We start from the raw sequence: 13384 nt of genomic DNA, 5'->3' as shown, positions 1-13384 counted from the left end.
ACATGAAAATAAGATCAACTGGAAGTTTACGAGAAAAGTTGCTGATGAGAAAATGTCTAAATATTATGCACCATAATTAAGTTTCTAAGACACTAGTTCTTCTTGAAGGTCAAGCTTCTCTCCTTCGTTCCACAGAATTTCAAACTCCTCTTTGAGATTTTTTGCAAGCCCGATGTCCCGGATTTTCACAACCGAAAGGACCCGGTCCCTGTCTTTCGGGTGGGGTTGAAAAAGGATGACAATGCTGTCATCAACGACTCCAAAACAGGAATTAAAAGTCTGGAAGAGCCTGACGTCCAGGCCTTTTTTAAGTTTTCCGAGGGTTTCATCCTCCTGCCTGGAAAGGAGAGAAGTGAGAGCCCTGAAACGCGAAGAAACCATCAGCCTGATTTTAACTCCCCTGTCAATGGCCCTTGTGATTTCAGGAATCAGGCAGGCAATGACAGGCATCCCGAAAATGGGAGGAATGACACAGATAGATGTTTTTACTTCTCCATATATGGAAGTGGCAAATTTTTTGATTTCGGACTCGGTGATGGCTGTTGTCCAGAAGACCTCATCTTTTCGCTTCTGGACCTGGACAGCTTTCAGGGCCTGCTTTGCCTCTTCAACAATCCCTTTCAAAACCGCCATTTCTCTTTCGATTTCGCTTTTTCGCTTCTCAAAAAAAACATCAAGAGCAAGCTCAGGGTCAACCGCCCGAAACTTTTTGGGCCTTGAGGCCTGGACTTCCACAAACCCCTTTCCTGCCAGAGCTTCAAGGATTGTATAGATCTTTCCATAGGGCACTTCTGAATCCCTGTAGATGGCTCTTGCTTCTGAAACGCCCAGTTTCAACAAAGACAGATAGGCAGCTGCTTCATAGGCATTGAGGCCGATGTCCTGAAGAAGCTTTTCATTTTGCATACAGGAAGTTGAGGTTTAATATCTTAAAACAGTTTCGAAAAAAGACCTGTGCATAAGATGCCGAAAAATACCGACATCTGATGCGAAAACAGTTTCTGGTTTCGGATACCTGAAAAAATACGCCTTGCCTGAGAATTTAACCTATATTTCAATTTTATTTGAGCAGTTTCAGTGCATCTCTGCAGGCTGCTACGGCAGGCGCGCCTGAGGTTATGAATATGACATCCATAACTTCCATTATTTCCTCTTTGGTAGCACCGTTCTTAAGGGCACTCTGCATCTGTACAACAGTACATCTTTCACACTGCTTGGATGCGACAACTGCAAGAGCTATCATAATCTTGACCTTTGCAGGCAGGGCTCCGTCGGACAGCAGTTTATGGTCACATCTTTTGTATTTGTGCAGGAACTCCGGGTCCAGCTCCCCCAGGGTTTTCAGGATCTCCGGGGTAAAACCCAGTTTCTCACTCATGTCTTCAATTAACTTTTCATGTTCTCCCATATAATGAACCCCCAGTTTTGGTATGGTTATTATTTAGTAAATTGGATATTATTAATATTAAAGCTTGGGATGTACACTATATGGGAATAATAAAGGAATTAAAAGTGGATCCGCCGCCCGAGTTTCGCGTAGGGATCACAGAAAATCGGAGATTTTCTGGGAGTTGCGATGTAATCGCAACAGCACGAGGTCCGTTTCAGCAGAGTTGCGACTCTGCAGTACGCTGCCCTTTTCGCTGCGCTCAAGAGGGCTAATCTATGGGTTTTAGCAGTGAGCTCAGCTCGCTCAATCGGACTATTTTTGAGTAAAGAGATTTAATGGATCAACCGTGAATCAGCCTGGGAAGGCAACGAGTGCAGACCCAGATACTTTCCATATTGTGCCTGAGGGGCATGAGGTAATGAGTGTCCTCTCCGGCTCCGCATTCGAAACAGCGTATTGAGATGTCTTTCTTTTTCGGCTGGGCTTCAGCTTTTTCCCTGTTAAATTCAACTGTGTACCTTTCTTCGATAGAGAGGGCGCCTTCGGGACAGACCCCGATACAGAAGCCCATGCCATCGCAAAGTTCTTCGGATACGACTTTTGCTTTCCCGTTTATGATTTGAATAGCACCTTCAGCGCAGGGTGCAACACATTTTCCGCAGCCTGTGCATTTTTCCTCGTCAATTTTTATAATTGTTCGTTTTACCATGAAGATTAACCCCCTTTCCCTTTAGATCAATTCCTTTTATGAAGAGATATTATCTGATTTATCGAAATATCTGATTTATCGAAGTATCTGATTTATCGAAGTATCTGATTTATCGAAGTATCTGATTTATCGAAGTATCTGATTTATCGAAGTATCTGATTTATCGAAGTATCTGATTTATCGAAGTATCTGATTTACCGAAGAGATCAAACATCTGCTAACATGAACTGCCATTTGAAATCCGGCAAATAACCTTCCCTGTACAACACTGCTTTATAATCAGTTATCATTTTGCTCATTTTACAGGTATACTTTATGAAGTCCGTGCCTGCTTCGCCTTTGAATAGAATTTTTTCTGCTTTCTCCAGAAGGTCCGGATAGATAAACACCAGTTCTTCTTTGGTGTGCAAAAAAAGAGCAGAAAAATCCCTGTGAATGACCATGCTTCTTTTCAAGAGCTCCGTATTTAAGGTATCTTCAGAGATATAGTCCTTGAATTTTAGATAAGCATGAAAGTTCGCGATGTTCTGATTTAAAGAATTCAAAATAGAATACAGCATATTGTCGGTTTGAGGAAGAGGAAGGTCCTGAAGCTCAGGATGTGCGCCCTCATAGGATTCGTTTTCGTCTATATTTTTGTCCCGAGTTGTATCGTAGTCCATTTTATCAACCTGGTATATCTGCAACTTGTGTTCTCAACTTGCAACTTGTATTTTCAATTTGCAATTTGTATTCTCAACTTATATTATCCGCAACCTGTATTTTCGAAAAGAACCTGATTTTTTATTACATCAGGAGGCTGTTTTTACCAATCGGAAATAAATTTTGTTCACTGAGTTTTGCTTGCATGAGTAGGGTTTCAGTGGTGTGTCCCTTCCACCACTTTTATACCCGCATCCTGAATTGTCTTTCTGATGGTATCTATATTGGGGCATTTCGGATAGCTGTCCTCCATGAGCATGCAGGAACTGAGGTGTACGACATCGAGGTCATGCTTTTTCAAAGCATTTAGCAGGCGGTAAACCCTCCTGCCCGAGCAGCCTCCACACGTAAAGAAAGCAATAATCTGCGCTTCTCCATCATATGCCTCAAAGTGGGACTTCCTCTCATTGAAGGCTTTGAAGCAGCCCACTCCGGGACAGGCTTCCGAAACGATGTCACAGCGGACGACCGCGATTTTTGTTGGTTTTGTTTTTTCTTCCATGTATGACACCTGTTTTTACACCCGTTTTTATAACCATTGTTATAACTGTTTTTACACTTGCTGTACGTTTTACAGCAGGCGGGTAGACTCTTTCTGTCTTGGGGCTTTTACAACAAGCACCCTGAAGATGCCGTCTCCGGGGTTCAGGAGGCGGTGTGGAATTTTTGCAGGACTTTCGATTAACATGTCCCTGCTGACTTCTTCCTGTTCGTCCCCGATTTCAACGACACCTTTTCCTTCAAGAATGTAGAAAAAGACGTCCGTGGGGGTGACGTGCTTTTTTAAGGCTTCCCCGGGTTTGAGTTCGATGTGTACTGCCTGGGCATTTTCCGTATCATAGAGCATCCTTACGCTCACGTTATGAGGGTTCGGCTTTTCCGGCGAAGATTTCATCTCAACAACTTTCATATCGTTCTCCCCTTTTTGACCATTTTTCTGCGTTTTTGCCATGCGTTTTTGTTCTGTTTTTGTTCTGTTTTTATATATGCCTGATCAGTACCAATCTACTCAATCAGTCTTGAAGGAAGGCATCTCCGAAACTATACAGCAGTGGGGGCTTAGAGCCCGACCTTATTTTTGAACTCTTCAAGACCCGTGTCCTCAATGAATTTTCCGAGCCTCTTTTTTGTGCCCGAGTTTTTGTAGAAAGTTATGATTCTGTCCACGGCATCGAGAACCTCATCTTCAGAAAGTGCCTTTGCCACGACCTCGGCAAGCCTGGGAGTTGCAGCTGCAGAGCCTCCAACCATAAGATTATAGCCTTTTGCCGTGCCCATTATCCCTATATCCTTGATAGCAGGCTCAGCGCATGAGTTTGGGCATCCGCAAACGCCCATTTTCAGTTTTGAAGGCATGGGCATCCCATGATATTTCTCGTCCAGTTTGAGGCCCAGGCTCACTGCGTCCTGCTTACCCTGCTTACAGAAGGTTGTCCCCGGACAGAACTTAACGCTTCTTACGCAGAGCCCTATGGCCGCACCGGGTTTTATGCCAAGGTCAGCCCAGACATTATCAAGGTCTTCTTCTTTCAGACCCACGATTGCAATTCTCTGGGCAGAGGTCATCTTCAGGGCAGCTGCCCCATACTTTTCTGCAACGTTAGCGATGTTTCGGAGAGTTGCCGGGTCCACGAGTCCGCCTGGAAGATGGGGGGCTATTGCGTATGTCTCACGGTCTCTCTGAACGATTGCACCTTTTTCCGGTAAATTGTCTTTCACGGTTGATCCTTTCTCCTCATCTTTATTATTAGAGTTTTAAAGCATGCTCAAACTGCCAGGCAGCAGCATAACATGTTATGTAATTTTATTACACTGTGCTTGGACTGTACATTGTACAGAGATATATCATTTAAAAGTATTTTTATAATATTGAATTTTATAATAGTATCCTTTTGATACCAGTATATTACATATACTAATTTATATATCAGACAGTTTCTATGTTTATACTATGAAAGACTGCACCGTCTACAAGACGATGAACATCATCGGGAAAAGATGGACAATCCACATCCTCCTGGAACTGCACAAGGGTGAAAAGAAAGAGAAACGTTTCAACGAGCTGAAAAGAAAGCTGGGGTACATAACCCCGAAGATCCTTTCGGAAAGGCTTACAGAGCTTGAGAATGAAGGCCTGATCACAAAAAAGGTCGATGACTCTACAAATCCCCCAAGATCCGAGTATTACCTCACAGAGAGCGGAATAGATTTTATAAAGATAATACAGGCAATAAAACGCTGGGGGCTAAAGTGGAAATTCCAGAATGAAGAATGCGAGAAAGCCATCTGCATGTACTGTGACCACTGAGCGCCCGAAGAAGTCCCAAAAAAATACTGTAAATTACGGCTGAAAACTATGGTTTCCCGGCATTGAAATTGTTTTATACTAACGAGTCCTAGCTTATATAAAGCAGGGGAAAAGGCAAAAGGACATAAAAAACAGTCTCAAGGCATTAAAAACGGTCTCAATTAATCTGCATAACCCCGGAGGCAGTAATGAATCTCGAAGAATCTATCGATTTTTTCTTCAAGCCTGAGAGCATAGCCTTGATAGGAGCGTCTCCGAACCCTGAGAAACTCTCCCATACGGTTCTGAAAAGCCTCCTGGAAATGGGTTTTAAAGGAAAGATCTATCCTGTAAACCCTGGCTACAGGGAAGTTGAGGGGCTTAAATGTTATTCGGCTCCCGGAGAGATTGAAGACAGGATTGATATTGCTATTTTTGCAGTCCCGGCTAAAGCTGTTCTTGAAATTCTGAAAGGGCCTGTGGAAAACATAAAAGGAGCCATAATTGTCAGCTCCGGCTTTAGGGAAACGGGGGCTGGCGGAAAGAAAATGGAAGACGAGCTGAGAGCTCTTTTAATAGAGAAAGGTATCAGGGCTATGGGCCCCAACTGCCTTGGAATATATGACACCATCTCAAACGTGGATACCTTTTTTATAGAGCGGGAAAAAATAGAAAGACCTGTAAGAAACGGGGTTTCCGTGCTTACGCAAAGCGGATCTTTTGCCGCTATGATTATGGACGAACTGGCAAATGAGGGGGCAGGCGTTGCAAGGGTCGTGAGCTATGGAAACAAGGTCGATGTTGACGAAAGCGACTGCCTTGAATTTCTTGCACAGGACGACGCCACAAAGGCCGTTGCCCTTTACATTGAATCCGTAGGAAACGGGCGGAGATTCCTTGAAGTTGCTTCAAGTTGTGTAAAAAGGAAACCTGTGGTGGCTCTCAAGGTTGGAAAGCGGGAGCCGGGCGCAAGGGCAGCAAGTTCCCATACAGGTGCCATTAGCGGGATGTATGAAGCCTATGAAGCCGCTTTTAGGAAAACGGGCATAATAGAGGTCGCCAGTTATGAAGAACTGAAAGATGCCTGCAAAGTCCTCAACCGGTATTCCCCTGTAGAAGGAAAAAGGGTCCTGATAATAACTGACGGAGGAGGGATAGGCATTTCCATTGCCGACTCCTGTGAGGAAGCAGGGCTCAAAGTCCCTGAACTTTCCGAAGCTGCGGTCAGGAAGCTGAAGGAGAGACTTCCGGCTTTTGCTTCCGTAAAAAACCCTATAGACCTGACAGGTAGTGTGCGGGATGAACATTATATTGCTGCCCTGCAGGAGGCTCCCGCGGAAGAATATGACCTTGCAATTGTCAGCCTGCTCTGGGGTCCGCCTCTTCTTACCGAAGGAGTTGCGGAAAAAATCAGGGATTTTGCTGAAAGCTGCGGGAAACCTATCCTGATCAGCTCTCCGGGGGGAAAGTTCAGCCGGGAAATGGCTTCAGCTTTTACAGCCACCGGAATGCCGGTCTTTTTCACCCCTGAAAGTGTGGTCCGGGCGGCAGCCGTGCTTTGCGGAAGGAAAGGGTAAACAAACTGAAATTCGATTTGAGTGCAGAAGAACCCTGAATCGCCGGGAATAAAAAAAGAAAAGGATGAAATTAGGGAATCATAGAAAGGTTACACAAAGCCCGGCGCCGAAGAAAAGATTGACCAGCGCCTGTACCCCATGGCTCGCTTAACTCTTTTTACGGCAAGCTGGACTGCAGCTTCCCTTGGCAGGATTCCTTTCGTTTTTGCAGCTTCCAGTACCTGAAACGTGTTGTTTTTTACCTTTTCTTCAATTGACCCGAAAGCTGTGCACTGGGTGGCTCCCTGATACTCTGATGCCGCACAGATCACGCCGCCTGCGTTTGCAATAAAATCCGGGACGTAAAGAATACCCGCCTCATAGAGGATTTTTTCCGCACCCTCTGTGATCGGAATGTTTGCTCCCTCAATAATCAGTTTAGTGTTAAGAAGATGGACGTTACTCTCGTTGATCACATCTGGACGGGCTGCCGGGATCCATATGTCGCAAGGAATGACGATAACTGCATCACTGTCAAGCTTTTTCCCGCCAGGATAATCAAGCACACTTTTTCCCTCTTTTTTAAGCCTGATCAGGGTATCCACATCAAGCCCTTCCGGATCGTGGACCGCACCCCGGGAGTCAGCGACCCCTACGAGAACCGCGCCCCTCCGGGTAAGGAAACGGGCAGTATGCTTCCCAACAGCCCCAAAGCCCTGAACAACCACACGAGCCCCTTTCAGCTCGAAATCACAGTATTGCAGCGCTACCTCGGTAGCTTGTGCAACCCCCCAGCCTGTGGCCCCTACTTCATCAAGCGGGATGCCCCCCACCTCGCATGGCAAACCCACCACTCTTCCGATCTCGTCTTTTATGCAGGCCATGCACACCTCGTCCGTCCCCATGTCAGGGGCGAAGATGTACTCCTCCGTATATCTGAGGGCACTGGCAAGAGCCCGCAGCATCTGTCTTTTCTTTTCCAGAGGCATTTTCGGGTCCCCGTACATGACAATCTTCCCACCTCCATAAGGCAAATCTGCAGCTGCATTCTTAAGGGTCATGGCTCTTGCCAGCCTGAAACATTCTTCAGTACTCACATCAGGGGCCATCCTTACCCCACCAATAGCAGGCCCCCGCGCGATGTTGTCCACCACAAGAATCGCTTTCAGGTCAACTGACGGTTCGTAAACATGAATGATCTTAAATGGCCCAAGCTCATCCGCAAATCTGAACATGTCCTCCATTAACTTAATCCCCCTCTTTGTACCTGAGTTTCATTTTATGATTTTCAGATAATTTCAGAACTGTATTAATTATGATCCTGCACCTTGAAATGTTTTATGTCCCCTTCGCCCTAAAAGAGGGCACTTTTTTGTGGAAGCTGAAGCACCTGAGATACATGAAAAAAGCAGATAAAAAGAATTTTGTGCTGCAAAACTTTGAGTTCCTATCTTTTTGTCGTTTTTATCTATTCTTCGTATTTCCAAAAAAAACGGGTTCAGATTCCTCAACGTTTCTTAGAGATGTATGGAACAGAAGCCTGTGATAGCTCTATAAAGCTGGAAACAGGGAGCCGGGCGCAAGGGCAGCAAGTTCCCACACAGATGTAATTAGCAGGATGCAGGAAGCCTATGAAAGAGAGGACAGTAATTTATTTTAGGAATATTATTTCAAAAACTATATAATAATCCAGGAGATTTATAGTATCAAATATATTTTTCTGAGTAAGTCTCTTAAAAAAGTAATCGTTTGTAATCATTTCCAGCCTTAGCCTTACTTTCGTGTTTTCTCCAGAATAGAACCCGGAAATCGGAAGGATGGGTAAAGAACAGGATGAGTAACATGGAAACAGTATTAAATAAATCAGAATTTTCCTGGAAAGAGTATTTTTCAGATAAAAAGAAAGGGGGACACCGGTTTTCAACTGAAGAGTTTCTTGCTAAAGAAGCTCAGGAAAAATTGTTTCATTTAGGTGGAGGTAAAACTCTCCTCGATTTTGGGTGCGGTGCAGGAGAACTTCTGATATATTATATTCCAAAATATGAGAGAGTAGTAGGGGCTGACTTTTCAAGCTCCATGCTTTTTGAAGCTGAAAAGAAAATCTGGCAGCAGAAATACAAAAACGTAGACTTAATCCTTGCAGATGACAACACTGTTTGGGATAAATTAAGCTTATCGTTTGATCGAATTACTGCAACCGCAGTGATCCAGTATCTGACACCTGAGCAAATAGATGCTTTTATCCGGAACGCATCCGGATATCTCAATGAGGAAGGAAAAATAGTCTTTTTTGATATAATTGATCCCAGGCTGTATTCTTTATGGAAACTCGGATGGTTTTCAGAGAACTTTAGATTATGGAAGAGTTTGTCCAAAGTTGGTATGGGGTGCTTAAGGCAAGTGTCGGGTATTTTGAAAAACCGTCCCGGAGATATAATTGGGGATACTCACAACCCCTACCTGATTGAAAAAATTGCCAATATGCATGGATTCAAAATGGAATATGTAAAGTCCATGTACTATGAGTACAGGTATCATGTGATATTATCGAAGATGTCATAAGACCTTCCGGGTCCCATGAATGAAACTTTAGGGGAGGGCTCAAGGCTCTGGTCTACAATTTTACGGATAACTTTTTTGAGCATAACCTTAAATCCGCTTTTTTGTAAGGAATATGCCAAATTGGAGTTAAGTCCGGAATAAAATTTGTTTATTTTTGGTATTGCAGAAGTCCTGGAGTCTATAATGTACATCGGATAAGAATGCAATTCAGGTTTTACTCTGGAAAGTTAAGCAGGTAAATCAGGGACTGCCAGGACTTCTACAAACCAGGTTATTTATTCATTCATCATTTTTTTGCCTGCTTCCAATTTTCCATGAGCCTTATTCAGGCCTTCCTGACTGAACAACCGATCAAATTCAGGATACTTCTGGAACTCGCCTGTAATCTCTTCAAAGACCTGATGTTTCGGACTGATGATGACTACATGTGCCGGAGGATGAATTTTCTTCAACCTGCTAATCGCTGTCCCTGCATTATTACTCAGTTCCACAAGTGCAGCAGAGTTACATTTTGACCTGAGAGGCACCCCCATTACACTAACAAGAAGCGCATCGGCATAATCGTTTTCAACACATCTGGGATTCGTTGAAAACTGAATGTCTCCATATATTTCCAGGTCGTGTAATGCGATTCTTACTTTTGCCGGGTCGTCTGCCCGGACTAATGCAAAAGATTTCATTTTTAACACACCAACAAGCTTTTAAGTCACTCCCAAACCATATAACTGTTTTCCAATTTTTACTCAAAAAAGCAGATTTTCAGTGAAAAATGAATTTAGAATGTTCAACAGGTCGCCTCATACCGGACGCTATCTGCATAACCACCTTCAATTTAAATATTAGTAGAGTTAAGTATATTTTCTGGAAAAGAAAAGGTAAACTCATCAATCAAAAGGCGGTGCGAATCAATAATCCTTTTTTGCGGTGCACTGCCTTATTGATTTAACACAGGATTGTTTTCAGATTTCATGTGATCTTTTTATTGGTTGTTTTCCATCCACCCAATCATCTATGAGTGCCCATAACTCAGAGGAATTGCGATCGATCAACAGGCTACCATGCCCCTGGTTATTCCAGCTTATAGTAGTAACCCTGCTGTTCGTTTCTCCTACCTCATCTTCGTACCACCATGCGCCGTAATCGCCAAAGCCTCCTCCGAGTCCTACATAAAGTACCGGAGAGTCTATTCTGGAAGAATTTATCTCATACCCCTCCACATTGCCCATCAGGCCGGCCATATACTGGTCCAGATACTTTGGCGTATAAGGGACAGCTCCCCCGGTTAAAGTCAAATTGAGCAGCCGGTTTTCGTCAACATGATAGAGGCCGCTAAGATCCCCGCTCCAGTAGTGATAGTCCGGAGTATAGGGATATTCGGAAAAACTATATGTCTGGCTTGCCATGAGCCTGAAAAACTGCCTGTTTGTGAATGTAAGATTGAAATCGTGCCCTTCAGGCTCTGTAGAAGCCTTGTAGCCTCTGTACATCATACCTGCCATACTACTATCATTATAACCTCCTTTTTCGATACTTTCGGAAATGGAAGCAAATTCCTGAGTCTGATTCTGTATTAATTCCGAATTTTTTGGATTATATTTGATAATAATATCAACAGGCACTACTCTGTCAACAGAGCCTGCAGGGAGATCGTCATACTCACTTGCCTCATAAGCCGTTAGAAGCAGTGCTCCATGACTGTGACCGATTGCTGTAACCTCTATGTTTTCTGCAGATTTTCCGTTTAAGAGAGCTGTATGGCTTCTTGAGACATTGATACCTTTGTATGTGTCCTGAAGGTATTCCTCAAAAGTCCAGTCCTGCATAAAACTGAAATCAGTTTCATCCACTGGAATATTTGTCTCTCTCCTATCCAGGATATATGCGCTGTACCCCTGCTGAGCATAGTATATCGCCATGTCGGAATAGAATTTCTCAGTCAAAGCATGCCCTGGCAGAATCACCAGATTTTTATCCGCTTTTGTATTCCAGGGACTTTTCTCCTGCACATAGTTGGTAAGAGTGATACTGTCATATTCTCCGGGCCCAACGTATAACTTGATTTTATACTCTGCCACATCCCCGGAAACAAGTCCTAGTCTACTGCTTTCAGTTAGAGACAAATCTGGTTTTGAAACAGTGGACTGAGAAGAAGTGTACGAGGTTTCGGGACTACTCGCTTGATTGTAAATATTATCTATTTGTAAATCAGGAACAACGTCTGAAGCCGGAGAAGAAACTGCTAATAGAACAAATAAGACAGTTATTAGAAAAATTCGCATTTTCATGAGCTCACCTTTTTAAGAGTATAAAACGAAGGTACGGACTTGAGAATCATGCGTTTTAAAAGAAGACCTGTTATTCCCGTTTTAACGTCAAAGAGAGCAGTGTAAGACAATAAGAATAAGCCAGATAGCTAAAAGTCGCAGCACAAGGACGGGTAAAGCTCCAGCCGGCTTTTTAAGATTAGCCTTGGGGATAGCTGACGAAAAGGCTTTCTCACTGGAAAAGTTATCTCACCGATTATATTCCTGTGCTCCTTATGCCCTCAAAACACTACTTCTCAAATAAATATAATTTTTACAGATAAGAATTGCGATTTTAATTTTAAGTTTGATTTTTTTATAGTGTTATGAATAATTCTATACATAAAATACTTTTAAGGTAAGCGGGAGACCTGAAAAAGAGTCAAGAAAAGTAGTGTTTCTCAACTCTTAATAAACTGCCAGTTATATTGCCATCCCTAAAATCCATTTTTTAGTGAGTTTTCACAAATGATACAAAGGAAAAGACGGGAGAAATACAGAAGCTATATCCTGATTTCAACAATATCGCAATTGGAAGGCAAAATTCACATAATTTTACTGCAGTAAGCCAGCCGAAAGTGAATTAAACCATAGGCTCGATAAACCCAGGACGTACTTATTGGAGAAAAATAGTTCCTGGTGAGATCAAAAGTAAAAATTTTGAAAAACATATTTTGCAAAATAATTCTACAGGTAATCCCCTGGAAGAGGTATAGAGGATGAAAAAATATCTGTCAATACTATTAGTTACAGTCCTTATTTTTGGGGCTGTACTCCCATGCGCTACTGCAGGGGCGAAGGCAAATTCATCAGGAGACAATTCGACTATTGAAGATGAAACTACTGTTGTTGATGTTTCTGATGACACTAATGAAAATTCTGTTGAAAAAGAAGATACTATTGTTGCAGATGATTCTGTTGTAGTTGATACTACTGTAATATCAACAGATAACGATATTTACAATTCTGACGATGACTATAATTATGAGTCTTCAGATGATGATATTATTACATCTGTAAACACAGACGAGGATTACATCACAGCTAACAATTCTTCTGTATATAATGGTGATGTCACAATTATAGATGATTCATCACAGACTAATATCCAGTATGTAGAAACAACACAGGTAAACATGGATAATAGCCAGAAGGTAACTGTTGATGTTAAGAATGACAATTCAGTTGTCAACAATATATATTTTGAATCAACAACAGATTCAGGTAAGGCAAAAGTTGTTATCGAAGATCTGAAAGATGATACATCTTTAGTTAAGAAACCAACAGGTGATATTTACAAGTCATTTAACATATGGATCGACAGTGATAATGTAAATGATATTGAAGATGCAGCTGTTAATTTTAAAGTTGAAAAGACATGGCTTCAAGCAAATGGTCTTGATAAATCATCCATTGTCCTGAATATGTATGATAATAGTGAATGGGTAGCAGTACCAATTACAATAACAGGACAGGATTCAACGTATGTGTACTTTACAGCTGAAGTATCTGAATATTCCACATTTGCAATTACAAGCAAAACAATAACTGTAAATAATACTCTTACATCAACATCTTCGGATAATAATACAGAAGAAACAAACGGTCTAAAAAGAAGTGAGATAATACATATACTTGAAATGATTCTCGCATATCTTAAGGGAAACTAATTTCCCTTATTTTTAAGGGAAACTAATTTCCCTTATTTTTTTTGATGAGGTATCATGCGTAAACATATAAAATTAGCATGACTTTTTCTTTTCACTTGTATTGTGACTGCTCCCCTCATTAAAATGAGGGTCATCTATCGGTTTTACGAACAGACTGCAATCCCAGTCTGAGAATATTGATAGAAGCATTAAGATCACGGTCAAT

Annotated in this window: 14 protein-coding genes; 4 read left to right on the top strand and 10 right to left on the bottom strand. The window is 42.3% G+C overall.

The genetic code is table 11. The annotated features are described in order from the left end of the window. Positions 1 to 84: 84 nt before the first annotated feature. The 7 genes from EO93_RS02360 to EO93_RS02330 form a co-directional block, all read right to left on the bottom strand. Positions 85 to 906, bottom strand: coding sequence for a TrmB family transcriptional regulator (locus EO93_RS02360; RefSeq protein ID WP_048160996.1), 822 nt, complete (start codon positions 904 to 906; stop codon positions 85 to 87). A gap of 154 nt (positions 907 to 1060) precedes the next feature. Beyond that, positions 1061 to 1408, bottom strand: coding sequence for a carboxymuconolactone decarboxylase family protein (locus EO93_RS02355; RefSeq protein ID WP_048138208.1), 348 nt, complete (start codon positions 1406 to 1408; stop codon positions 1061 to 1063). Between the two features lie 322 nt (positions 1409 to 1730). After that, positions 1731 to 2099 carry an ATP-binding protein gene (locus tag EO93_RS02350; protein ID WP_048138209.1) on the bottom strand — a complete coding sequence of 123 codons (369 nt, stop codon included), beginning with the start codon at positions 2097 to 2099 and terminating at the stop codon, positions 1731 to 1733. 206 nt (positions 2100 to 2305) lie between these two features. Continuing rightward, positions 2306 to 2761 (bottom strand): hypothetical protein, encoded by a 456-nt coding sequence (locus EO93_RS02345; RefSeq protein WP_048135558.1) that lies wholly within the window; start codon positions 2759 to 2761, stop codon positions 2306 to 2308. 197 nt (positions 2762 to 2958) lie between these two features. Next, a complete protein-coding gene (locus EO93_RS02340) occupies positions 2959 to 3303 on the bottom strand; it encodes a CGGC domain-containing protein (RefSeq protein WP_048135559.1) in 345 nt (114 codons plus the stop codon). Positions 3304 to 3372: 69 nt separating this feature from the next. Next, positions 3373 to 3711, bottom strand: coding sequence for a cupin domain-containing protein (locus EO93_RS02335; RefSeq protein WP_048138216.1), 339 nt, complete (start codon positions 3709 to 3711; stop codon positions 3373 to 3375). Between the two features lie 149 nt (positions 3712 to 3860). Continuing rightward, positions 3861 to 4520, bottom strand: coding sequence for an NAD(P)/FAD-dependent oxidoreductase (locus EO93_RS02330; protein WP_048135563.1), 660 nt, complete (start codon positions 4518 to 4520; stop codon positions 3861 to 3863). A 232-nt stretch (positions 4521 to 4752) separates the two neighbouring features. Here EO93_RS02330 and EO93_RS02325 point away from each other — a divergent pair, with 232 nt between their 5' ends. Beyond that, positions 4753 to 5109 carry a helix-turn-helix domain-containing protein gene (locus tag EO93_RS02325; protein WP_048135565.1) on the top strand — a complete coding sequence of 119 codons (357 nt, stop codon included), beginning with the start codon at positions 4753 to 4755 and terminating at the stop codon, positions 5107 to 5109. A 188-nt stretch (positions 5110 to 5297) separates the two neighbouring features. Beyond that, complete coding sequence (locus EO93_RS02320; RefSeq protein ID WP_048160995.1) at positions 5298 to 6665, top strand: acetate--CoA ligase family protein; 1368 nt, start codon at positions 5298 to 5300, stop codon at positions 6663 to 6665. Positions 6666 to 6754: 89 nt separating this feature from the next. Here the strand turns inward: EO93_RS02320 and EO93_RS02315 are convergent, their stop codons facing one another. Further along, entirely contained in the window at positions 6755 to 7888 is a 1134-nt protein-coding gene (locus EO93_RS02315) for a Glu/Leu/Phe/Val dehydrogenase (RefSeq protein ID WP_235284079.1), read from the bottom strand. A 589-nt stretch (positions 7889 to 8477) separates the two neighbouring features. Between EO93_RS02315 and EO93_RS02305 the strand changes: the two genes are divergently transcribed. Beyond that, complete coding sequence (locus EO93_RS02305; RefSeq protein ID WP_048160993.1) at positions 8478 to 9206, top strand: class I SAM-dependent methyltransferase; 729 nt, start codon at positions 8478 to 8480, stop codon at positions 9204 to 9206. Positions 9207 to 9481: 275 nt separating this feature from the next. Here EO93_RS02305 and EO93_RS02295 read toward each other — a convergent pair whose 3' ends face one another. Both EO93_RS02295 and EO93_RS02290 read right to left on the bottom strand, forming a co-directional pair. After that, positions 9482 to 9886 (bottom strand): DUF356 domain-containing protein, encoded by a 405-nt coding sequence (locus EO93_RS02295; RefSeq protein ID WP_048135570.1) that lies wholly within the window; start codon positions 9884 to 9886, stop codon positions 9482 to 9484. A 279-nt stretch (positions 9887 to 10165) separates the two neighbouring features. Beyond that, positions 10166 to 11281: a hypothetical protein gene (locus tag EO93_RS02290; protein ID WP_235284078.1), complete on the bottom strand. Its 1116-nt coding sequence runs from the start codon at positions 11279 to 11281 to the stop codon at positions 10166 to 10168. A gap of 947 nt (positions 11282 to 12228) precedes the next feature. Here EO93_RS02290 and EO93_RS02285 point away from each other — a divergent pair. Further along, the gene (locus tag EO93_RS02285) at positions 12229 to 13179 is read left to right on the top strand and encodes a PGF-pre-PGF domain-containing protein (protein ID WP_048160990.1); all 951 of its coding nucleotides are present in this window, start codon (positions 12229 to 12231) and stop codon (positions 13177 to 13179) included. Positions 13180 to 13384 lie beyond the last annotated feature (205 nt).

The organism is Methanosarcina sp. 1.H.A.2.2 (assembly GCF_000979975.1).
Taxonomy (GTDB): domain Archaea; phylum Halobacteriota; class Methanosarcinia; order Methanosarcinales; family Methanosarcinaceae; genus Methanosarcina.
Note: the sequence above shows the minus strand (reverse complement) of the source record. Positions and strands in the feature narration are given on the sequence as shown.